General features: G+C 57.2%; 21 protein-coding genes. 10 read left to right on the forward strand and 11 right to left on the reverse strand.

What is annotated here, in order from left to right:
* Positions 1-100: 100 nt before the first annotated feature.
* Positions 101-1,933: a dihydroxy-acid dehydratase gene (gene ilvD / locus ACR0BI_RS14745; protein ID WP_170515512.1), complete on the reverse strand. Its 1,833-nt coding sequence runs from the start codon at positions 1,931-1,933 to the stop codon at positions 101-103.
* Between the two features lie 104 nt (positions 1,934-2,037).
* On the opposite strand from ilvD, the gene ACR0BI_RS14750 reads away from it, so the two are divergent.
* From ACR0BI_RS14750 to ACR0BI_RS14765, 4 genes are all read left to right on the forward strand, one after another.
* Positions 2,038-2,595 (forward strand): XRE family transcriptional regulator, encoded by a 558-nt coding sequence (locus ACR0BI_RS14750; RefSeq protein ID WP_170395136.1) that lies wholly within the window; start codon positions 2,038-2,040, stop codon positions 2,593-2,595.
* A gap of 14 nt (positions 2,596-2,609) precedes the next feature.
* Entirely contained in the window at positions 2,610-2,879 is a 270-nt protein-coding gene (locus ACR0BI_RS14755; protein ID WP_170395139.1) for a CBU_0592 family membrane protein, read from the forward strand.
* 93 nt (positions 2,880-2,972) lie between these two features.
* Entirely contained in the window at positions 2,973-3,827 is an 855-nt protein-coding gene (sseA, locus tag ACR0BI_RS14760) for a 3-mercaptopyruvate sulfurtransferase (protein WP_480562686.1), read from the forward strand.
* The gene (locus ACR0BI_RS14765) at positions 3,827-5,011 is read left to right on the forward strand and encodes an amino acid aminotransferase (protein ID WP_480562687.1); all 1,185 of its coding nucleotides are present in this window, start codon (positions 3,827-3,829) and stop codon (positions 5,009-5,011) included. The genes sseA and ACR0BI_RS14765 overlap by 1 nt, the downstream gene beginning before the upstream one ends.
* 71 nt (positions 5,012-5,082) lie before the next feature.
* On the opposite strand, the gene ACR0BI_RS14770 is transcribed toward ACR0BI_RS14765, so the two are convergent.
* Both ACR0BI_RS14770 and ACR0BI_RS14775 read right to left on the reverse strand, forming a co-directional pair.
* Positions 5,083-6,405, reverse strand: coding sequence for an ammonium transporter (locus tag ACR0BI_RS14770; RefSeq protein WP_170395150.1), 1,323 nt, complete (start codon positions 6,403-6,405; stop codon positions 5,083-5,085).
* Positions 6,406-6,438: 33 nt separating this feature from the next.
* Positions 6,439-6,777: a P-II family nitrogen regulator gene (locus ACR0BI_RS14775; RefSeq protein WP_039541190.1), complete on the reverse strand. Its 339-nt coding sequence runs from the start codon at positions 6,775-6,777 to the stop codon at positions 6,439-6,441.
* A gap of 257 nt (positions 6,778-7,034) precedes the next feature.
* Here ACR0BI_RS14775 and ACR0BI_RS14780 point away from each other — a divergent pair, with 257 nt between their 5' ends.
* A complete protein-coding gene (locus tag ACR0BI_RS14780) occupies positions 7,035-9,221 on the forward strand; it encodes a PBP1A family penicillin-binding protein (protein ID WP_170567467.1) in 2,187 nt (728 codons plus the stop codon).
* A 58-nt stretch (positions 9,222-9,279) separates the two neighbouring features.
* On the opposite strand, the gene leuB is transcribed toward ACR0BI_RS14780, so the two are convergent.
* Complete coding sequence (gene leuB, locus ACR0BI_RS14785; RefSeq protein ID WP_170395155.1) at positions 9,280-10,383, reverse strand: 3-isopropylmalate dehydrogenase; 1,104 nt, start codon at positions 10,381-10,383, stop codon at positions 9,280-9,282.
* A gap of 91 nt (positions 10,384-10,474) precedes the next feature.
* On the opposite strand from leuB, the gene ACR0BI_RS14790 reads away from it, so the two are divergent.
* On the forward strand, positions 10,475-11,002 hold the full coding sequence (locus tag ACR0BI_RS14790) for a redoxin domain-containing protein (protein ID WP_170395157.1): 528 nt from the start codon (positions 10,475-10,477) through the stop codon (positions 11,000-11,002).
* 6 nt (positions 11,003-11,008) lie between these two features.
* Here the strand turns inward: ACR0BI_RS14790 and ACR0BI_RS14795 are convergent, their stop codons facing one another.
* On the reverse strand, positions 11,009-11,902 hold the full coding sequence (locus ACR0BI_RS14795; RefSeq protein WP_170395159.1) for a LysR family transcriptional regulator: 894 nt from the start codon (positions 11,900-11,902) through the stop codon (positions 11,009-11,011).
* Between the two features lie 83 nt (positions 11,903-11,985).
* On the opposite strand from ACR0BI_RS14795, the gene ACR0BI_RS14800 reads away from it, so the two are divergent.
* Positions 11,986-12,891, forward strand: a complete 906-nt coding sequence (locus ACR0BI_RS14800) for a sugar nucleotide-binding protein (protein WP_170515489.1) — start codon at positions 11,986-11,988, stop codon at positions 12,889-12,891.
* Positions 12,892-12,898: 7 nt separating this feature from the next.
* Here ACR0BI_RS14800 and ACR0BI_RS14805 read toward each other — a convergent pair whose 3' ends face one another.
* The 6 genes from ACR0BI_RS14805 to ACR0BI_RS14830 form a co-directional block, all read right to left on the reverse strand.
* Positions 12,899-13,921, reverse strand: coding sequence for an endonuclease/exonuclease/phosphatase family protein (locus ACR0BI_RS14805; RefSeq protein ID WP_480562688.1), 1,023 nt, complete (start codon positions 13,919-13,921; stop codon positions 12,899-12,901).
* Positions 13,918-14,748: a hypothetical protein gene (locus ACR0BI_RS14810; protein ID WP_170395166.1), complete on the reverse strand. Its 831-nt coding sequence runs from the start codon at positions 14,746-14,748 to the stop codon at positions 13,918-13,920. The genes ACR0BI_RS14805 and ACR0BI_RS14810 overlap by 4 nt, the downstream gene beginning before the upstream one ends.
* Before the next feature lie 331 nt (positions 14,749-15,079).
* Complete coding sequence (gene leuD / locus ACR0BI_RS14815) at positions 15,080-15,685, reverse strand: 3-isopropylmalate dehydratase small subunit (protein WP_170395169.1); 606 nt, start codon at positions 15,683-15,685, stop codon at positions 15,080-15,082.
* 42 nt (positions 15,686-15,727) lie between these two features.
* A complete protein-coding gene (locus tag ACR0BI_RS14820; protein ID WP_170395171.1) occupies positions 15,728-16,282 on the reverse strand; it encodes an HdeD family acid-resistance protein in 555 nt (184 codons plus the stop codon).
* A 38-nt stretch (positions 16,283-16,320) separates the two neighbouring features.
* Positions 16,321-17,724 (reverse strand): 3-isopropylmalate dehydratase large subunit, encoded by a 1,404-nt coding sequence (gene leuC, locus ACR0BI_RS14825; RefSeq protein ID WP_170395174.1) that lies wholly within the window; start codon positions 17,722-17,724, stop codon positions 16,321-16,323.
* A 43-nt stretch (positions 17,725-17,767) separates the two neighbouring features.
* The gene (locus ACR0BI_RS14830) at positions 17,768-17,863 is read right to left on the reverse strand and encodes an isopropylmalate isomerase (RefSeq protein ID WP_260023663.1); all 96 of its coding nucleotides are present in this window, start codon (positions 17,861-17,863) and stop codon (positions 17,768-17,770) included.
* Positions 17,864-17,986: 123 nt separating this feature from the next.
* On the opposite strand from ACR0BI_RS14830, the gene ACR0BI_RS14835 reads away from it, so the two are divergent.
* The 3 genes from ACR0BI_RS14835 (at position 17,987) to rlmH (ending at position 20,387) form a co-directional block, all read left to right on the forward strand.
* Entirely contained in the window at positions 17,987-19,348 is a 1,362-nt protein-coding gene (locus ACR0BI_RS14835; RefSeq protein ID WP_170408707.1) for a mechanosensitive ion channel domain-containing protein, read from the forward strand.
* Between the two features lie 164 nt (positions 19,349-19,512).
* The gene (gene rsfS / locus ACR0BI_RS14840; protein ID WP_480562689.1) at positions 19,513-19,872 is read left to right on the forward strand and encodes a ribosome silencing factor; all 360 of its coding nucleotides are present in this window, start codon (positions 19,513-19,515) and stop codon (positions 19,870-19,872) included.
* A gap of 44 nt (positions 19,873-19,916) precedes the next feature.
* On the forward strand, positions 19,917-20,387 hold the full coding sequence (gene rlmH, locus ACR0BI_RS14845) for a 23S rRNA (pseudouridine(1915)-N(3))-methyltransferase RlmH (protein WP_480562690.1): 471 nt from the start codon (positions 19,917-19,919) through the stop codon (positions 20,385-20,387).

Raw genomic sequence — 20,387 nt, forward strand, 5'->3', positions numbered from 1 at the left:
GCGCCGCGCAATGCGCGGCGCCGGGCCCAAATTCCGAAAGTGGAATCGGCGCAGCCGATTCCATGTATCGGGTGCGGGAGTGTTCGCTCACCCGCAGTGCTTAGACCTGACGGACGGCACCTTTTGCGGCACTGGTCGTCAATTTGGCATAGGCTTTTAGCGCGGTGGACACTTTACGCTTACGTGGTGCAACGGGCTGCCAGCCCTTCTCGTCCTGCTCTTCGCGCCGCGCGGCCAGGTCTTCGTCGGAGACCGCCAGATGGATGCTGCGGTTGGGAATGTCGATTTCGATCGTGTCGCCGGTTTTCACCAAACCGATCTCACCACCTTCCGCTGCTTCGGGCGAGACGTGGCCGATTGATAAGCCCGAGGTGCCACCCGAGAAACGACCGTCAGTCAGCAGCGCGCAGGCTTTGCCCAGTCCCTTGGATTTCAGATACGAAGTCGGATACAGCATTTCCTGCATTCCCGGCCCACCACGCGGGCCTTCGTAGCGGATCACCACCACGTCACCTTCCTTGACCTTGCCGGTCAGGATGTCATTGACAGCCTGGTCCTGGCTTTCGCAGACATAAGCTGAGCCTGTGAATTTCAGGATGTTCTCATCCACACCCGCAGTTTTCACGATACAGCCGTCGCGCGCAATGTTGCCGAACAATACCGCCAGACCGCCATCCTGGCTGAATGCATGTTCTTTCGAACGGATCACGCCGCCTTCGCGGTCAGTGTCTAGCTCCTTGTAGCGGTTCGACTGGCTGAAGGCTTGTGTAGTACGCACGCCGCCGGGCGCCGCTTTGAATAGGTCCTGAGCCTTCGGGTTGTTGGCGACTTTGATGTCCCAGTTGGCAATTGCTTCGCCCATGGTGCCCGAATGCACTGTATGGCAATCCTCATGCAGCAAGCCTGCGCGGCTGAGTTCACCGAGGATCGAGAAGATGCCGCCAGCGCGATGGACGTCTTCCATGTGCACGTTTTCGATGTTGGGCGCGACTTTGCACAAACAGGGCACTTGGCGGCTCAGGCGATCCATATCAGTCATGGTGAAGTGCACTTCGCCCTCGTGCGCGATCGCCAACAAGTGCAGTACCGTGTTGGTCGATCCACCCATTGCGATATCCAAGCTCATGGCATTTTCGAACGCGTCGAACGTGGCGATTTCACGCGGCAGGAAGCCTTTCTCGTCCAGATCATAGTGGCGCTTGGTGATCTCGACGATGCGGCGACCGGCCTCTAGGAACAGCTCTTTCCGGTCGGCATGGGTGGCTAGAGTTGAGCCATTTCCTGGCAGCGCCAGTCCCAGTGCTTCGGCCAAACAGTTCATCGAATTCGCGGTAAACATGCCCGAACACGACCCGCAGGTAGGGCAGGCGTTTTCCTCGATGTGTTGAACCTGTTCATCGGTAAATCGATCATCCGCTGCGGCAACCATGGCGTCGACAAGGTCGATCTTCTTGGCGTCCAGATCGGCGATGTCGATCTTGCCCGCCTCCATAGGTCCACCCGAGACAAAGATCGCAGGGATGTTCAGACGCATGGCCGCCATCAACATGCCGGGCGTGATCTTGTCGCAGTTCGAGATACAGACCATAGCGTCCGCGCAGTGGGCGTTAACCATGTATTCAACAGAATCCGCAATCACCTCACGCGAGGGCAGCGAATACAGCATCCCGTCATGGCCCATGGCGATGCCGTCATCGACCGCAATGGTGTTGAACTCTTTGGCGACACCGCCAGCGGCCTCAACCTCACGCGCAACCATCTGTCCCAGGTCCTTCAGGTGGACGTGACCGGGTACAAACTGGGTGAATGAGTTGACGATGGCGATGATCGGTTTGCCGAAATCGTCGTCTCCCATACCGGTGGCGCGCCACAGGCCGCGAGCACCGGCCATGTTGCGGCCATGGGTGGAGGTTCTGGATCGGTACATTGGCATGATGCTGTATCCCTATTGCCCAAACTGCGATATTGGGTGTGTACGTTATAGCGCACGTATCATATGTACGTTATAACGCACAAGACAAATCGCAGGGCGCGGCTATGGAATCGGACGAACTAACGCTGAAACTAAGGGATGTGCGGGCGGCATCCGGGCTGAGCCTGTCAAAAGTCGCGGAACTCACCGGGGTCAGCAAAGCTATGCTGGGCCAGATCGAGCGTGGCGAATCAAGCCCGACCATCGCGACCCTGTGGAAGATCGCGAAGGGTTTCCAGCTCCCGCTGAGTGCTTTGATTGGTACTGCTGCAATGCGTGACACGACAGATGCCGATGTGTTCAGTACCGTGAGATTTCCAGGAAGCATCGAAGTCAAGATTGTCTTTCCCTTTGATCCCGCATTGGGGGCCGAAACATTTCATGTCGAGTTGTCACCCAATCAAAGCCACGAATCTCCGGCCCATGCAGCAGGCGTAACCGAAGAGGTTTTTGTTCTGAGCGGAGCTTTGGACGTGCTGCGAAATGGAAACTGGGTTCCGCTGCAATCCGGTCAAGGATTGCGATTTTCTGCGGATGTGCCGCATGGATACCGCGCTGGTGATCAGGGAGCTGCTTTTCTAAATATGCACCACTATTCGCAACCAGCGGAAGTTTCAGAATAGGAAAGCCCCATACAATGACCGCACTACTGGACAGTTTGACCGTCGTCGATGCCATCGGCTCATTCGGGGCTTTGATCGTTGTTGCGGCATATTTTGCGACCCAGATGCGAGTGATGAACTCGGAGGATCTGGCCTTTCCGCTGGTGAATCTTATCGGTTCGGTGCTGATCGTGTTCTCACTGCTGCAGAACTTCAATCTTGCGTCCATGCTGATCGAAGGCTTCTGGATTATCATCAGCGTTATTGGGATCATCCAGTATTATCGCCTGCGTCGTTTGCGATAAATCCAGTGTGGTCGGGACGCTAGCGCTATCCAGCCTTGAACCTGCATCCTGCCAAGTATAGGGAAAACCCAAGCTCGCTTAGGGGAGGCATAGATGCAGGACGATCCAAAAACCCTCGTTTCTACCGAATGGCTTGCCGCACATCTCAAGGATCCGGATCTAAGGATTCTGGATGGGTCGTGGTACCTGCCGCAGCAAGCGCGAGACGCCAAGGCAGAGTATGACGCTGCCCACATCCCTGGTGCGCGGTTCTTTGATATTGATGAGATATCCGACCATCGTTCCGACTTGCCGCATATGGCACCTCCGGTCGAGAAGTTCATGTCGCGCCTGCGCGCGATGGGCGTTGGCGATGGCCATCAGGTCGTGGTCTATGACGGTGCGGGGCTGATGTCGGCGGCGCGGGTCTGGTGGTTGTTCCGTCTGATGGGACAGGACAATATTGCCGTTCTGGATGGTGGACTGCCAAAATGGCAGTCCGAAGGGCGCGAGATCGAAGACCTGCCCCCCATTATTCGCGACCGTCATATGACGGTGCGGGTTCAGAACCACCTTGTCCGCGATGTGACGCAAGTTTCATCAGCCGCGAAGCTTGCGGATCACGAGATCATCGATGCCCGCTCGGCGGCCCGTTTCGTCGGGACCGAAGCTGAACCGCGCGAGGGGTTGCGCTCGGGTCATATCCCAGGCTCGCGCAACGTGCCTTTTGGAATGCTGTTGAACAAGAATGGCACGATGAAGTCGCCCGAGGACTGCCGCGCGGTTTTCGAAGATGCCAGCGTCGACTTATCGAAACCCGCGATCACATCCTGTGGCTCTGGTGTGACTGCCGCAATTCTCAGCCTTGCCTTGGAACGCATGGGCAAGAAAGACCACGCGCTATATGACGGCTCCTGGGCTGAATGGGGTGCCTTCCCAACCCTGCCCGTCGCAACCGGAGAGAACTGATGTTCGAGAACCTTAAACCGCAGCCAGCAGACAAGATTCTGGCGTTGATGCAGATGTACCGCGACGACCCACGTGATCAGAAGATCGATCTGGGCGTTGGTGTCTACAAGAACGCCGAGGGGGTCACTCCGGTGATGCGCGCGGTGAAAGCAGCTGAAAAGCGTATTCTCGAAGAGCAGGAGAGCAAGGCTTATACCGGTCTGGCTGGTGATCCAGCCTTTGCGGACGCGATGATCGACTTGATCCTCGGAACTTCTGTCCCGCGTGGCAACATTGCAGCCGTAGCCACCCCCGGTGGTACCGGAGCCTGTCGTCAGGCGTTTGAGATGATCCGTATGGCCAACCCCACCGCGCGTGTTTTCGTGTCGAACCCCACATGGCCAAACCATTTGTCGATCCTGAACTATCTAGGGATCGAGACAGTCCAATACCGTTATTTCGACGGAGAATCGCGTGGCGTCGATTTCGACGGTATGATCGAGGACCTGAAAACTGCCAATGCAGGCGACGTGGTTCTTCTGCACGGCTGTTGCCACAACCCAACGGGTGCCAACTTAAATATGGTGCAATGGCAAGAGGTCGTGAACCTGATCAACACGCGTGGCCTCGTCGCAATGATCGACATCGCCTATCAGGGCTTTGGCGACGGTCTGGAAGAAGATGCGCAGGCAACCCGTCTGGTAGCATCGTCAGTGAAGCGCTGCCTGATCGCGGCGTCTTGTTCGAAGAACTTCGGCGTCTACCGTGAACGCACCGGCCTGCTGATGGCGATCAGTGACGATCCGGCACAGACTGCACTGAACCAGTCTACGCTGGCATTTTTGAACCGCCAGAACTACTCATTCCCGCCTGATCACGGCGCGCGGGTGGTGACGACGATCCTGAATGACGATGCTCTGCGGGCAGATTGGGCGACCGAATTGGAAGATGTCCGCCTTTCCATGCTGGGCCTGCGTCAGCAACTGGCTGATGAGCTGCAGAGCCTTAGTGGATCGGATCGATTTGGATTTATCGCCCAGCATCGCGGCATGTTTTCGCGACTGGGTGCCGCGCCAGAACTGGTTGAAAAGCTGCGTGCCGATCACGGCATTTACATGGTCGGTGACAGCCGCCTGAACATCGCTGGTTTGAACGCCAATACTGTGCCCATTCTGGCGCAGGCGATTGTAGATGTCGGCGTCTGAGCGATATCTTTGAATGAAGGAAAACCCGGGCGCGAACGCCCGGGTTTTTTTTGTTTTTACTTGGTTGGCTATTAGCCCTTGGAGAATTCCGGATACGCTTCCATACCCAGTTCAGCCATGTCGAGGCCGTTGATCTCGTCCTCTTCGCTAACACGGATACCTACGGTGGCCTTCAGGATCGACCATAGGATAAGAGCAGCACCAAAGGTGAAGACACCATAAGCAATGATCCCGGTCAGCTGAGTGATCAGGCTGGCTTCGCCATAGAAGATCACGGCGATGGTGCCCCAGATGCCAGCGAACAGGTGGACCGGGATGGCGCCGACTACGTCGTCGATCTTGAACTTGTCCAGCATCGGAACCGCGAAGACCACGATGATACCGCCCACAGCACCGATCCACAGAGCGCCGAACAGGGTTGGGGCCAGCGGCTCAGCAGTGATCGACACCAATCCCGCCAGCGCGCCGTTCAGCACCATGGTCAGGTCGGGCTTTTTGTACAGCAGCTGTGTCATGATAAGGGCGGCAACGGCACCGGATGCAGCAGCCATGTTGGTGTTGGCAAAGATGCGCGATACGTCCGAGACATCTCCTACAGTGCCCATCGCCAGCTGCGAACCACCGTTGAAGCCGAACCAACCCAGCCACAGGATAAAGGTACCCAGAGTGGCCAGAGCCAGGTTCGAACCAGGCATCGGGTGCACTTTACCGTCCTTGTACTTACCGATACGCGGCCCAAGGATGAGAGCACCTGCCAGAGCCGCCCAGCCACCGACCGAGTGCACGATGGTCGAACCAGCGAAGTCCGAGAAGCCTGCTTCGGACAGCCAACCACCACCCCACTGCCACGAGCCCGAGATCGGGTACATGATGCCGGTTAGGACAACAACGAAGGCAAGAAAGGGCCACAATTTGATCCGTTCAGCCACCGCACCGGACACGATCGAGGCGGTCGCTGCGACAAAGACCAGTTGGAAGAAGAAATCCGAACCGATTGAGGCGTAGTCAAGCGCCGCAGCATCTGCACCGACACCCACTGGGTCAAGCACGGTGGTCGAGAAGAACGGGCCCAGCCAGCCAGAAATGGTCCAACCATCACCGGGGTACATCAGGTTGAAGCCGATCAGCCAGTACATGATCGCGGCGATCGAAAACAGTGCGATGTTTTTGGTCATCTGCATCGCGACGTTCTTGGACCGCACCAGCCCGCCTTCGAGCATGGCAAAGCCTGCAGCCATGAAGAACACCAGGAAACCGCCCATCAGGAACAGCAGCGTGGTGAAGATATATTGGGTGTGTTGCGCGGGCTCTCCGGTAGCGGCCTCTTGCGCAAGACCCATCTGCGGCAGTGCGACGATCGCAGCGGCAGGGATGAGAGATTTCATCAGGTTCATTGTTAGTCCTCGAGTGATTGTGAGTAAGCGCGCTTAAAGCGCCTCTTCGTTGGTTTCCCCGGTCCGCACGCGCAGGGCTTGCTCGACATCGAGGACGAAAATCTTGCCGTCACCGATCTTGCCGGTCTTGGCGGTTGTGGTGATGGTTTCGACGATCTGGTCGGCCATGGTGGCGGGCACCACGATCTCAAGCTTGATCTTGGGAACGAAATTCACGGCGTATTCGGCACCGCGATAAATCTCGGTGTGACCCGATTGCGAGCCAAACCCTTTGATCTCAGTCACCATCATGCCGCGCACGCCTGCATTGGTCAGCGCTTCGCGCACCTCCTCAAGCTTGAACGGTTTGATTGTCGCAATGATCAGTTTCACGTCTTTCCCCTCTACTACTCCGGGCGGCCCGGTATTTTGCACCTGCAGAAAAATGCGCGACGGAGGTTCAGATGGAACGTTTTCGGGGGGTAAATGAGGGTAAAAAATCAGCAATTATGCACAATTTTTGCACAAAACACACTATTTGGTGAAAATATAGGCAAACTTGTGAGGGGAAATACGGGTATTTCACACCTCTACATGGCCGTTCCGGCGGGGTATGGTGCCCCAAAAGCATAACCGGGCAGAGTTTGAGCATGACTGAGTCCAACCGTCGCAAATCGCGCCTTGTCGCGGATAAAAGGTACCCGTCCAAAGGTCGAAAACCTACGGCGACCAAGCGGGTTGCAAAACCTGCTGGTAAGAAGTCGACGGCCCGAAAAGCCGCTCCGCGCAAAACGGCGCGGAAGAAAACGCGGCGCAGTTCTGGTGGGAAGGGCGGTGGCATTTTCCGCCGGCTGTTCCGCTGGCTCTGGCGCATAATTTGGGGGATCACTTGGAGGGTCGGCGCAGTGGCGGGGTTGCTGTTGGCGCTGGCGGTGGGTGTTGTTTACACCTCATTGCCGGATGTCGATGCCCTGCTTGATGGGCGGGCACGTGGTTCGGTGACCTTGCTGGATCGCGACGGCAAGGTCTTTGCCTGGCGCGGCGATCAGTTTGGCGGCGTGATTACGGCGGATACAGTTTCGCCGCATCTCAAGAACGCCGTGATTGCAACCGAGGATAAACGGTTCTACCGCCATTTCGGCGTCAGCCCGCGCGGTGTCGCCAGCGCGGTACGCATCAACCTGAGCGAAGGACGTGGACCGCTGTCTGGTCACGGTGGTTCAACGATCACCCAGCAAACCGCGAAACTTCTATGCCTGGGTGTGCCTTATGAGCCCAGCGAATGGGAGTCTGAGGCTGCATATGAAGCCGATTGCCGTCAGGGTTCGCTATGGCGCAAGGCGAAAGAGGCAGTTTATGCCATTGCGATGGAGGTCAAATACTCCAAGGATGAAATTCTGACGATCTATCTGAACCGCGCCTTCCTCGGTGCGGGAGCCCGCGGCTTCGAGGCCGCCAGCCAGCGGTATTTCGGTATTTCGGCAGCCGAAGTGTCTCCGGCCGAGGCGGCAATGCTGGCAGGTCTATTGGTGGCCCCGACACGCTATGCGCCAACGAACAACCTGCAACGTTCACAAGATCGGGCACGTTTGGTGGTTGGGCTAATGGAGACTCAGGGCTATCTGAGCAGCGCGCAGGCCAGCGAGGCCCGCAGCCGTCCGGCGCAGTTGTCCGAGGCCGCTGCCGCGCGTGCTGGTGGTTACTTTGCCGATTGGGTCATGGCCAGCGGGCCTGAGTTTTTCACACGTAACACAACCGAGGACGTAGTGATCCGAACCACACTGGATCAGCGCATTCAAACGTCGGCGGAAGAGGCGCTTAAATTCATCTTCCAGGAGAAAGTGCGCGAAGGGTCCAAAGCGCAGGCCGCTATTGTGGTGATGTCAGCGGATGGCGCGGTTCGAGGTATGGTCGGTGGGCGCAAGACTCGTGTTTCGGGGGCGTTCAACCGGGCTACGCAGGCTCTGCGTCAAACGGGTTCGTCGTTCAAACCGTTTGTCTATGCGACGGCCTTGGAGTTGGGATATTCACCGCTGGACACGGTGATGGATGAACCAACTTGCTGGAACATCGCAGGTTCAGGTCAGTGGTGCCCGAAGAACTACACCAATAAGTTCTATGGCCGGGTGACATTAGCAGATGCGTTGAAGAACTCGTTGAATATTCCCGCAGTCAAAGTGGCGGATATCTCGGGGCTGGATAACGTGCGCACGGTTGCCAGTGGTTTCGGCCTTTCAAGTGATCTGGCCGAGGGACTCGCGCTGGCGCTCGGCGCATCGGAAAGCACGCTGATAGAGATGACGGGCGCTTACGCCGGTATCCTGAACGGCGGTTCAGCGGTGGAACCCTATGGTCTGACCGAGTTGAAGCTGCTTGGTGAGACCGATCCAGTTATGATCACGACAACCGGTATCGGTGAACGCGTCATCAACGACAAGGCCGCCAAACAACTGACCTGGATGATGGAGCGTGTGGTCTCTGAAGGTACGGGTGGGCGCGCGAAGCTGCCGGGCTGGCAGGTGGCGGGCAAGACCGGCACGACCCAGGCCGCGCGGGATGCCTGGTTTATCGGATTTACCGCGGACTACGTTACGGGCGTTTGGATGGGGTATGATGATAATACGCCGTTGTCAGGTGTCACGGGTGGAGGCTTGCCGGCGGAGATATGGAAAGAGACCATGCTGCGCGTGACAGAAGGGATGACGCCCACGCCGTTGCCCATGCTGGCGCCGGACCCACCGGTCAGAACCGCGCAGCCGCAGCAACAGCGCCGTAAGAATCAAACCGGTTTGGACCGTGCGATCAACAACCTACTGAACAACATCTTCGGAAACTGACCAACAAAAAAAAGGCGGTGCGCTGGGCACCGCCTTTGATGTCTGAATGATCGTAAGATCAGACGCTTTCGTCTAGCGCTGCCAGAATTGCATCACCCATTTCGCTGGTCGAAACCGGCTCAACCCCTTCTTCAGCCAGCAGGTCAGCCGTGCGAACGCCGTCGGCCAGAACCTTCTCGATCGCGGTTTCCAGACGATCCGCTTCGTCGCCCTGGTCAAAGCTGTAGCGCAGTGCCATGGCGAAGCTGAGGATACACGCAATTGGGTTGGCCTTGCCTTGACCTGTAATGTCCGGGGCCGAGCCATGAACGGGTTCATACATGGCCTTAGGGCGGCCATTCGCCATCGGTGCGCCCAGCGAGGCAGACGGTAGCATGCCCAAAGACCCGGTCAGCATCGCTGCGCAATCGGATAGTACATCTCCAAACAGGTTGTCGGTGACGATCACGTCAAACTGTTTGGGCGCGCGCACAAGCTGCATCGCGCCGTTGTCTGCATACATGTGTGACAGCTCGACCTCGGGGTATTCCTGTCCGACACGTGTCACGACCTCGCGCCAAAGAATACCCGATTCCATCACATTGGCTTTTTCCATCGAGCACAGTTTCTTGTTCCGGCGCATCGCCAACTCAAACGCGGAACGTGCGGCGCGTTCGATCTCGGATTCGGTGTAGCGCTGGGTGTTGATGCCAACGCGCTCATTGCCTTCTTCAAAGATGCCGCGCGGTTCACCGAAATACACGCCAGATGTCAGCTCGCGCACAATCATGATGTCGAGGCCAGCGACCACATCCTTCTTCAGCGACGAGAAATCCGCCAGCGCGTCGAAGCACTGAGCTGGGCGCAGGTTGGAATACAGGTCCATTTCCTTGCGCAAACGCAGCAGTCCGCGTTCGGGTTTCAGGCTGAAATCCAGATCGTCATACTTAGGGCCGCCAACAGCCCCCAGCAGCACGGCGTCGACGTCTTGTGCCTTGGCCATGGTCTCATCCGATAGGGGCTTCCCGTGCGCATCATAGGCAGCGCCGCCGACCAGATCCTCGCTCACGTCAAATTGAAGACCGCGATTGGCGCCGAACCAATCGATGATTTTGCGCACTTCGGCCATAACTTCCGGGCCAATTCCGTCTCCGGGCAGGATGAGGAGCGAGGGGTTGGACATCGACAGTCTCCTTGCGTTTTGTCGCACAGGCCCTAGCGTTTGCGGCGCATCGGGTCAATGAGACGAACCCATCAAATCACGAGGAAACCACATGCTGACACCCGGAAATCCGGCCCCATCGCTAAAAATCGAAACAGTAAGCCATGGCACCTTTGATCTTGAGCGCGACACTGGCGAAAACGGAACGCTGGTGATTCAGTATCGCGGTCTGCATTGCCCGATCTGCGTTCGCCAAATGGGTGAGGTCGAGGCTGCGCTGGATGAATTCGCCGAGCTGGGGATTGAGGTGATCATGATCACCACGGATACCGGCGAACGTGCGGCCGAGACGGTTGAGAAGGCCGGAGTGTCGAAGCTGCGCGTAGGATACGGCCTGTCCATGGCCGACGCGCGGGATGTCTGGGGCCTGAACATCTCGGTGGCTCGTGAAGGTAGTGCCGAGCCAGCGTTGTTCGCTGAGCCAGGACATTTCTATATCAAACCTGATCAGACCCTCTATTACGTCTGGCAGCAGACAACGCCTTTTGCGCGGCCGCCGATGTCGGACATCGTCGGCGGTTTGAAATTCACCTTGGCCAATAACTATCCTGCGCGCGGCACCTATACCGGCGCGCTGTAGGCGGTTTTAAAGCCGGGCCTTCAACCCGTCGGCCAGTAAATCCCAGACTCTGCGAATGCGCGGGGTCTGTCGCATCGCCTGAGGGGCAGCCAGCCAGACCGGCAGCACCGGTATCTCGACATCAATATCTAGCACTTCGACCAGAGGATCGGACTGCGCGATGCTGAGTTGGCTGAAGCCCACCCCACACCCTGCGCGGATCAATTCCCAATAGGCAGTCTGGTTGTCGCATCGCGTGGCAAAGCTGTCCCGGCTGGCAGGCCAGCCCTTGTTCCGCATAGCGGTGATAATGTCTTCATTGGTGTCAAATCCCACAAGGTCGTGCTGCATCAGCTCTGTCGGCGTTGTTGGTCGCCCCGCACGATCCAGATAGCTTTGGGCGGCGCAGAAACATAACGGCACCTCGCCGATATGCTTTGCCACGATGTCGACCTGTTCGGGCCGATACATGCGCACGGCAATATCGGCCTCGCGGAACAGCAAGTTTTCGCTGGCATCCGAGGCGACCAGATCAAGCTGAATCGCCGGTTCTGCCTCACGGATTGCGGCAAGTATCGGCGGCAACAGGTGATGCGATACAAATACCGAAGCGGTGATCCTGACCGACCCTTCCAGCTGTTGCGCCTGACCCGCTGCCGTCAGCCCCAGGGCATTGACTGCGCTGTACATCTGCTGCGCCATTGGCAGCACTTGCTGCCCCACCTCGCTGAGCGTCAGTCCACGCGCGTGACGATCAAACAGCGAGACCCCCAATTCTTCTTCCAGCGCATGCACCTGACGACCAAGCGTCGGCTGGCTGCGACCCAGTTGCTTTGCGGCTGCGGATAGTGAGCCGGTTTCGGCAACCGCCAGAAAGCTTTGAACTAAGGACCAGTCGGATAGTTGGAGTGTTTTAGCCATTCAAAAACGAATACATAATCTGCGATTTTTCGCAATTTCCAAAACATCGTGAATGAATAGATTGATCCGGAACGGAGGGATCAATGCCACAAACGGTACTTATTCTCGGGGCCACCGGTCGATTTGGACGCAACGCTGCAAGAGCTTTTTCGGATGCGGGATGGATTGTGCAAAAGTTTGATCGACGCAGGGAGGAATTGCGCGCGGCGCTACATGGAGTAGACGTCATCGTGAACGCCTGGAACCCGCTTTACCCCGACTGGGCGGAGCAGGTGCCAGAGTTGCATCGTCAGGTAATCGCCGCTGCATCAGAGCGTGACTTGACGGTCATTGTCCCGGGGAACGTTTATGTTTTCGGTGCGGATACGCCCGGCCCCTGGTCTACCAGGACACCGCATCTTGCGCGAAATCCGCTGGGACGCATTCGGATCGAGATGGAAGAGGCTTATCGTGCCTCGTCGGTTCGGACCATCATGTTGCGGGCAGGTGATTTCATAGATACCACGGCTTCTGGCAATTGGTTCGATCAGATTCTCATCAAACACTTGCGGCGCGGGCGCTTTGTGTATCCCGGCAATCCGGATATCGAGCATGCTTGGGCCTATCTGCCCGATTTAACTCGCGCTGCTGTGGAATTGGCAGAAATGCGCAACCTGCTACCGCGTTTCTGCGATGTCCCCTATGCTGGATACACCTTGACCGGCAATGAAATGGCATTGGCGCTTTCGCAGGTTGTGGGGCGTGAGCTTACCCTTAAACAGATGGCGTGGTGGCCCCTGCAACTGGCCCGCCCGTTCTGGCGGATGGCACCGCATTTGCTTGAGATGAGGTATCTGTGGGACACACCGCACCGGCTGGACGAGCACTTCTTTGATGCGCTGCTGCAGGAATTTACACAGACTGATCTGAGCGAGGCGTTGAGGAACGCCGTTCCCGCACCCGTGTCTGCTGAATCTCCCCAACGAATGGGCACAGCGTTGCGGTCATGACCGTGGTCTAATTGTCGATCAGATCGACCCAGACAAGCCGGTGACGGCTTGCGGCAACAGCCGCGTCACGGGATGCAGGTTCCGGCCAGTAGATGCCCGCATCGTGCACGCGCCAATCCGCGGAAGGCAGGACATAATCCACTCTCATCTCGCCAACGCCCTTCCACAAAACTGTTGAAGTTGACCCCGCAGGGTCAACAGGCATCGGATCCTGCAGTTGCGGATTGGCCAGAAGATCACGGATTGCCGATTTGCGACCCTCGCCTTTGTAAGGATCCTGGTTCGCATCACCTGCGATGACAAAACGCTCCATAGGTTTCTTACCCAGATCACCGTTCAGCAAAAGCGACCAGAGCCGAATTTCATCCCGGTTGCGCAGTCCGTTCCGATCTTCAGGTCCATCAAAGACAGGCGGGCTGGCGTGAAACGTCATCAGGTTTAGGCGACCACTCGGGGTGTCGACCGGAACGACCCAATGCGATGTAGAAGACAGCCGCTGAACAGCCTGCGCTTGTGGTGATGGGAAGGGCTCTCCATCCTCGGCTGGCAGCTGGGCATTCGGCAAGTCGCGCCACCGCAACTGGGTGAATGACCGCACTTGATCGTTAGCGATAGGATAGCGGGACAGCACTGCCAGCCCATTCTGGCCGGTGAACCGCCCCCAGCCTTGTGCATCGCCCGGGCCGCCCGTCTCGCCGTCCCCATCCAGATCCAACGCGGTTTCGATCCCGGAATTGGGTTGCTCGGCATAACTGTATCGATAATCCAAGCCGTTGCTTTTCAGCGCCTCGACCAGCGCAGCAAGGGCAAGCCCGTCTAAATCCCAATCGATGCCTTGCAGCGCGACGATATCGGGACGGGTTGTCATCAGCACCTCGATCACCGCAGCGACCTGAGGGTCGTTCCGCCGAATATCACGCAGCAGCAGGCCGGGACCTTCGCGACTGAGTTCCGTATTGAAACTTGCGATGCGCAATGTCTCTGCCTGTGCCGTAAACGGCAACAGCAACAGAACCAGCAGTCGGATCATGCGATCTGAGTTGACTCGGAAGTTGAGTATGCGCGGCGCTTCTCAACGATCAGGCCGGCAATGCGCAGTGTCGCCATGCCTCGCATGATCATGCTGGCAGGCAGGAATGCCCATGCGCAAAGGGTCCAGATCAATGTCTGCGGATTGCTGAGCGCGATCGGCGTGATGAAAGCAGCCATCAGTTTGATCAGGGCGGGAATCAGGAAAGGCAGCAAAGCCCCAATTGCGATGTTGAGCCGCCCGTCACGCTGCAGACGGGTGACCACATCACCACCCTTGGTTGGGTCAAACAGGGGCAGATTGGTCCAGACGTTGAACGCGCCGTTGCCTGTTGGCCATCCCCGAAGCTTTACTGCATAGGCAAAGCTGGCGATGGTAACCAAGGCCGCGACATAAGCGACGCTGGCGGAGATACGCACCAAATCTACGAGGGGCTGGCTGGCATCGGCGGGCAGCATCAGAACCACAAGACGAACGGGGGAGTAGGGGAAATCCACCACATTCGCGACCATCAGGCCAACTGAATAAAACAGGCCGGTAAGTTCCGAGGGGGCATAGGCGTTTTTGCAGATCAGCGTCAGGAAGGTAACCATCGACATCAAACCTACAAAGCGCAGCCTGTTCACAGGTGGTGCGTCACGAAATTCGATAAAGCTTGGAAAGGCCGAGTTGTATTCCGAGAAAGTCAGGATAAACGCAAGGATCGCCAGAAAGACGACAATCTCAGTCCCATTCGACGTCGATGTAGGCAGGTACAACGCAGGGGTAAGCACCATAAGTGCTACCAATAATCCACGTATCGCCGCCCCCGTTGTGCGTGCAATCACAATCCGAACCCTTTTTCAAACCGGCGTAGTCGATTCTGTGCCGACTTATCGTCCAACTTGTGCTCACCGCTCGTTCGTTGGCGGCTACCTCATGGGTGCCAACTTTGCCGATAAGCGGTATTTCGCTCAAGCCAATGAGCAAATAACACGCAATTTCGGGCAAAATGATGGCGCAACTGGTGCGGGATTGCATCAATTTCGACGCAAATCCGACGTGTATCTCAAATTGATACCTACATGTTGTGGTGCTCTGGGTTTTTGCCCCAAGAATGCGAACAGGGCCGCGCTTGCGACCCTGTTAGGTTGAGTATCAACAGATTCGTCCCCAGAATTATACCCAGGGGCGGGCCTGACTCGCATGATCTTCGAACTTGTCGATGTGATGGTCTTTTTCCATCGTCAGGCCAATATCGTCCAGACCGTTCAGCAGGCAGTGCTTGCGGTGTGGGTCAATGTCGAACTCGATGACCATGCCATCCGAAGTGGTAATCTGCTGATCTTCCAGATGCACGGTCATGCGGGCGTTTTCACCCTTGTGCGCGTCATCCATAAGAATCGCGTGATGCTCTTCTTCGACTACGATGGGCAGGATGCCGTTCTTGAAGCAGTTGTTGAAAAAGATGTCGGCGAAGCTGGTCGAGATCACCACCTTGATGCCGAAATCCTTGATCGCCCATGGCGCATGTTCCCGCGACGAGCCGCAACCGAAATTGTCGCCGGCCACCAGAATCTCGGTGTTGCGATAAGCGGGTTTGTTCAGAACGAAATCTTCGTTCTCGCCGCCATGATCGTGATAGCGCATCTCATCAAACAGCACGACACCCAGGCCAGAGCGTTTGATGGTTTTCAGGTGCACTTTGGGAATGATCATATCGGTGTCGATATTGATCAGTGGCATTGGGGCGGCCACCCCGTGGACTTTTTCGAACTTTTCCATTTCTACACTCCTGCGGGGTAGGGCCGCGCCCGTGCTCCGCGTTTAAGCTTCTTTCGCTTCTGTTGTTTCGTCCTTGGGTGCGTTCTTGACGAAGAACGCCATGAAGACCAATCCGAATCCGTTGAACAGCATCTCAATGCCCAGGAAGATCCCGAGTATGCTCAGCAGAGCAGCCGGTTCCTTGCCCACATAGGTCCAGATGATGCCGGCGAGGATGATCGACAAGATGCCCGAGATCATCGTGGGCCAGAAAAACTGCGTTCCTTTCATCTGGAACGACAGAATGACCCGCGCGATGCCGCCTGCCATGAACAGGATCAGCATCACAGTTGCCAGCGTCAGCGTGCCCTGCAGCGGGTGATCCAGAAAGGACCAGCCCAGAAACAGCATGACCGCACCCATGATGAGTGACAGGATCTTGTTGCCAGTGCCTTCAACCGTGAAGCCACCAACGATCTGCATTCCGCCCGCAATCAATAGCAGCACACCGGTTACTACTGTTACGGCAACGGACGCCACGACCGGTGCGCCTAATACGAACACCCCGAATGCTATGGACAAAAGTCCAAGCAGTAGCCATTTGACCCAATCACTCATGTTAGTCTCTCCATCAAATATCTAGATATGAGAGACTCTTACATCAATTCACGGACGTCTGTCAGCCGTCCTGTGATTGCCGCAGCGGCAGCCATTGCGGGGCTCAGCAGATGGGTACGCCCACCGCGACCCTGACGGCCTTCGAAGTTGCGGTTCGAAGTCGCGGCACAGCGCTCGCCCGGTTGCAGCTGGTCGGGGTTCATCGCCAGACACATTGAACAGCCCGCGAGACGCCACTCGAAACCGGCATCTTTGAAGATCTCGGCCAAACCTTCTTCTTCGGCCTGTGCACGCACCAAGCCCGAGCCTGGTACGACCATGGCGCGCATGCCGTCCTTGATCTTCTTGCCTTTCAGGATTTCCGCCGCAGCGCGCAGGTCTTCGATCCGACCGTTGGTGCAAGAGCCGATGAAAACGGTGTCGATTTCAACATCGCTCAGCTTTTGACCGGCTTCCAAGCCCATATACTCGATCGAACGGCGGGCCGCGTCGACTTTACCGCCTTCGAAATCTTCGGGATGTGGTACGGATGCGGTGATCGGCAGCACATCTTCGGGACTGGTGCCCCAAGTGACGACTGGCGCGATATCTTCACCACGCAGCGTGATGACTTTATCGAAATGCGCATCTTCGTCGGTGTAAAGCGTCTTCCACCAGTCCATCGCGGCTTCCCACTGCGCGCCTTTGGGGGCATGCGGGCGGCCTTTGACATATTCAAAGGTGGTCTCATCCGGTGCGATCAGGCCAGCGCGGGCACCGCCTTCGATGGCCATGTTACAGACGGTCATGCGCCCTTCCATCGAAAGATCGCGGATCGCTTCGCCGCAATACTCGATGACATAACCTGTGCCGCCAGCAGTACCGGTCTCGCCGATCACAGCCAGAGTGATATCTTTGGCGGTCACACCCGGCTGCAGTTTGCCGGTGATTTCGACCTTCATATTCTTGGACTTCTTCTGGATCAGAGTCTGGGTGGCCAGAACGTGTTCAACCTCGGATGTGCCGATGCCATGGGCCAGAGCGCCGAATGCACCATGAGTCGCCGTGTGGCTGTCGCCGCAAACAACGGTCATGCCGGGCAGGGTCCAGCCCTGCTCGGGGCCGACGATATGCACAATGCCCTGACGGACGTCGTGCACAGGGTAATAGTGAATGCCGAAATCCTTGGCGTTCTTGTCCAGTGCCTCGACCTGAATGCGTGATTCCGGGTTTTCGATACCATTCACACGGTCCGGCGTGGTCGGTACATTGTGATCCGGCACGGCGATGGTTTTTTCTGGCGCGCGCACCTTGCGGCCCGCCATGCGCAGGCCTTCGAACGCCTGTGGGCTGGTCACTTCGTGAACCAGATGGCGGTCGATATACAGCAGGCAGGTGCCATCATCGGCCTCGTGGGCGACATGGGCATCCCAGATCTTGTCATAGAGTGTTTTGGGGGACATCGGTCCTCTCCCGTATGTAATGAGAAATAGCTGGCGAGTTGGCTTAGGCCGCCGATAGGCGGGCCAAGACCGTGCGGGCAGCCCCAAAGAACCGTTCACGCAGACGCGCGCGATCTTCCAGATTCTGTTCTTGGGCCACATTGAGTCTCATACGCACCAGATATAACGGGCATACGTGTCAATCAAGGTTCAATCCCAACCGTCTCACTGCGGGCTTGCATCATCCAGCATCGCTGTCCAAGCTGACCTGCAGGAGAGGTGAATGAACCAGGATTTACTACCGGAGACGCTCTCGGAGCTTTACGCCAACATGACGGCGGCGTTTTCCTCGCAAATTGAAGGTCTGGTCGAGTTGATCGTCACCCCAGGATGGCGGCAGTATCAACTCATCATCATCCTGTTTCTCTGGGCAATCTCATTCTTGCTGAAACTGCTGACGCAGGGCCGATGGGAAACCTGGGCGAGGGCTCGGGTGGGATGGCCGAAATGGCGTCTGCGGATATTGATACAACTGATGCGCCGTCTGACGTTGGTCTATTTTGTGTTGCTGTCTGGTGGGCTTTATCTGGTGATGCAACAGGTCACATGGCCGTCGCGGAGCTATATACTTGGTGTCTTCGCAACGCTGGCTGTTGCATGGCTGGCCATCGCGTTGGTTTCGCGATTGGTGAGAAACCGAACGCTGCGACAAATATTTAAATGGTCTATGTGGGTCTATGCCACGCTGATTGCTTTGAACCTGACGGATGATGTAGCCGGTTTCCTGGATGGCGTCGCCATTTCAATCGGTGATCTTCATATCTCGGCGCTGGGCATCATCAAGGCTGTACTGCTGATTGGCGTCCTGCTGACATTGGCGCGTGTCGGCACACGCGCGGCTGAGCGCGGCCTAACGAACAATCAAGACATAACACCATCGATGCAGGTTCTTCTGGCCAAGGGTATTCAGGTGCTGCTCTACGGGGCGGTGTTCATGGCGGCGATCCGCACCCTCGGGTTTGATCTGACTGGCATAGCGTTGCTGTCCGGGGCCATTGGCGTCGGGATCGGGTTTGGCCTGCAAAAGGTGGTCTCGAATCTGATCTCGGGCATCATCATCCTGATGGACCGGTCGATAAAGCCCGGAGACGTGATATCACTGGGGGATACATTCGGTTGGATCAACGCGCTGGGCGCGCGCTATGTCTCGGTGGTTACGCGGGATGGCCGGGAATACCTGATTCCGAACGAAGATCTGATTACCAATCAGGTGGTGAACTGGTCGCATTCCGACCGTTTCGTGCGGTTGGATCTTGATTTCGGCACCAGCTACGACGACGACCCGCACAAAGTCCGCGCGACAGCGATCCGTGCCGTCAAGACGGTTGGTCGAGTGCTGAGTGGAGGCAAACATGAACCTGTCTGCCATATCACTGGTTTCGGTGACAGCAGCGTGGACTATGTGTTGCGCTTCTGGATCAGTGATCCGAACAAGGGTCTGACAAACATTCGGGGCAATGTCTTCCTGGCGCTGTGGGATGCGTTCAAGGTCGAAGACATCTCGCTTCCGTTCCCGCAGCGTGAAATCCGCGTATTGGGCGGCCCGGAGGCCGACGCCGAGGTGCAACATCTCGCCAAAGAGTGACTGGATGTGGGGCGCAGCGTCGGCCCTTTCATTGAAATGTTGCAATCCCCTTGTTACCTTATTAGTACCCCGGCGCCGGGGTTTGGCGGCGCGCAGCAAAGGAGGACTATGTCCTGTCTCTACATACACAGGCGGGTTTGCCCGCCGATGATGGGGCCGATGTAATGGCCCACTCTCAGTCAATCAGCGACAAGCTGCTTGAACGTATCCTTTCCTCACTTTCCGATGACAAGGCCGAAGACGTCGTGCAGATCAACCTGCAAGGTAAGTCTTCTGTTGCGGATCACATGGTGATTGCCTCGGGTCGGTCGACCCGTCAGGTCTCGGCCATGGCGGAAAAGCTGACGGATCGCATCAAGCAGGAATTCGGTTTCACCTCGAAGATCGAAGGCAAGGATGCCGGCGACTGGGTGCTGATCGATACGGGCGACGTGGTCGTTCATATCTTCCGCCCCGAAGTGCGTGAATTCTATCAGCTGGAAAAGATGTGGCTGCCTCAGGGCGGCAGCGCCTCGGCGAATTGAGGCGCCATCCCGGCCTGTATTGAGGGGCCGGAGGCGAGAGAGACATGCGTATCAGCATCGTTGCGGTTGGGCGATTGCGCGCCGGACCGGAGAAATCCCTGCTTGACGACTACCTGACCCGATTTGACAGGACCGGCCGCGCGCTGGGCCTTGGTCCTGCGAAGGTGATCGAGGTCGAAGACAAGAAAAACGCAGGCATGGGGGCCGAGGCGGCCCTGCTGCGCAAGGCGCTGCCTAAAGGTGTGGTGATCTGTACGCTAGATGAGCGCGGACGGGTGTTGTCCTCGCCTGAATTTGCAAAAAAGCTGGGTGGATGGCGCGACGCGGGCCGACAGGATCTGGCGCTGATCATCGGCGGAGCGGACGGAATAGACTCAAATCTGCGGGCGGAGGCTGATTTTTCCCTATCCTTTGGGTCAATGGTCTGGCCCCATATGTTGGTCCGTGTGATGCTGGCCGAGCAACTTTACCGGGCTGCGACCATCCTTTCAGGCGGCCCTTATCACCGGGTCTGA

This window comes from Ruegeria sp. E5 (genome assembly GCF_056534105.1).

Bases quoted from the DNA above. Each gene is read 5' to 3' on its own strand.
- leuB (WP_170395155.1), bottom strand. From the start codon at position 10,383: ATGTCCAACCCCTCGCTCCTCATCCTGCCCGGAGACGGAATTGGCCCG.
- ACR0BI_RS14750 (WP_170395136.1), top strand. From the start codon at position 2,038: ATGGAATCGGACGAACTAACGCTGAAACTAAGGGATGTGCGGGCGGCA.
- ACR0BI_RS14755 (WP_170395139.1), top strand. From the start codon at position 2,610: ATGACCGCACTACTGGACAGTTTGACCGTCGTCGATGCCATCGGCTCA.
- rsfS (WP_480562689.1), top strand. From the start codon at position 19,513: ATGGCCCACTCTCAGTCAATCAGCGACAAGCTGCTTGAACGTATCCTT.
- rlmH (WP_480562690.1), top strand. From the start codon at position 19,917: ATGCGTATCAGCATCGTTGCGGTTGGGCGATTGCGCGCCGGACCGGAG.
- ACR0BI_RS14835 (WP_170408707.1), top strand. From the start codon at position 17,987: ATGAACCAGGATTTACTACCGGAGACGCTCTCGGAGCTTTACGCCAAC.
- leuC (WP_170395174.1), bottom strand. From the start codon at position 17,724: ATGTCCCCCAAAACACTCTATGACAAGATCTGGGATGCCCATGTCGCC.
- ACR0BI_RS14790 (WP_170395157.1), top strand. From the start codon at position 10,475: ATGCTGACACCCGGAAATCCGGCCCCATCGCTAAAAATCGAAACAGTA.
- ACR0BI_RS14780 (WP_170567467.1), top strand. From the start codon at position 7,035: ATGACTGAGTCCAACCGTCGCAAATCGCGCCTTGTCGCGGATAAAAGG.
- ACR0BI_RS14805 (WP_480562688.1), bottom strand. From the start codon at position 13,921: ATGATCCGACTGCTGGTTCTGTTGCTGTTGCCGTTTACGGCACAGGCA.
- ACR0BI_RS14820 (WP_170395171.1), bottom strand. From the start codon at position 16,282: ATGAGTGATTGGGTCAAATGGCTACTGCTTGGACTTTTGTCCATAGCA.
- sseA (WP_480562686.1), top strand. From the start codon at position 2,973: ATGCAGGACGATCCAAAAACCCTCGTTTCTACCGAATGGCTTGCCGCA.
- ACR0BI_RS14795 (WP_170395159.1), bottom strand. From the start codon at position 11,902: ATGGCTAAAACACTCCAACTATCCGACTGGTCCTTAGTTCAAAGCTTT.
- ilvD (WP_170515512.1), bottom strand. From the start codon at position 1,933: ATGCCAATGTACCGATCCAGAACCTCCACCCATGGCCGCAACATGGCC.
- leuD (WP_170395169.1), bottom strand. From the start codon at position 15,685: ATGGAAAAGTTCGAAAAAGTCCACGGGGTGGCCGCCCCAATGCCACTG.
- ACR0BI_RS14770 (WP_170395150.1), bottom strand. From the start codon at position 6,405: ATGAACCTGATGAAATCTCTCATCCCTGCCGCTGCGATCGTCGCACTG.
- ACR0BI_RS14800 (WP_170515489.1), top strand. From the start codon at position 11,986: ATGCCACAAACGGTACTTATTCTCGGGGCCACCGGTCGATTTGGACGC.
- ACR0BI_RS14765 (WP_480562687.1), top strand. From the start codon at position 3,827: ATGTTCGAGAACCTTAAACCGCAGCCAGCAGACAAGATTCTGGCGTTG.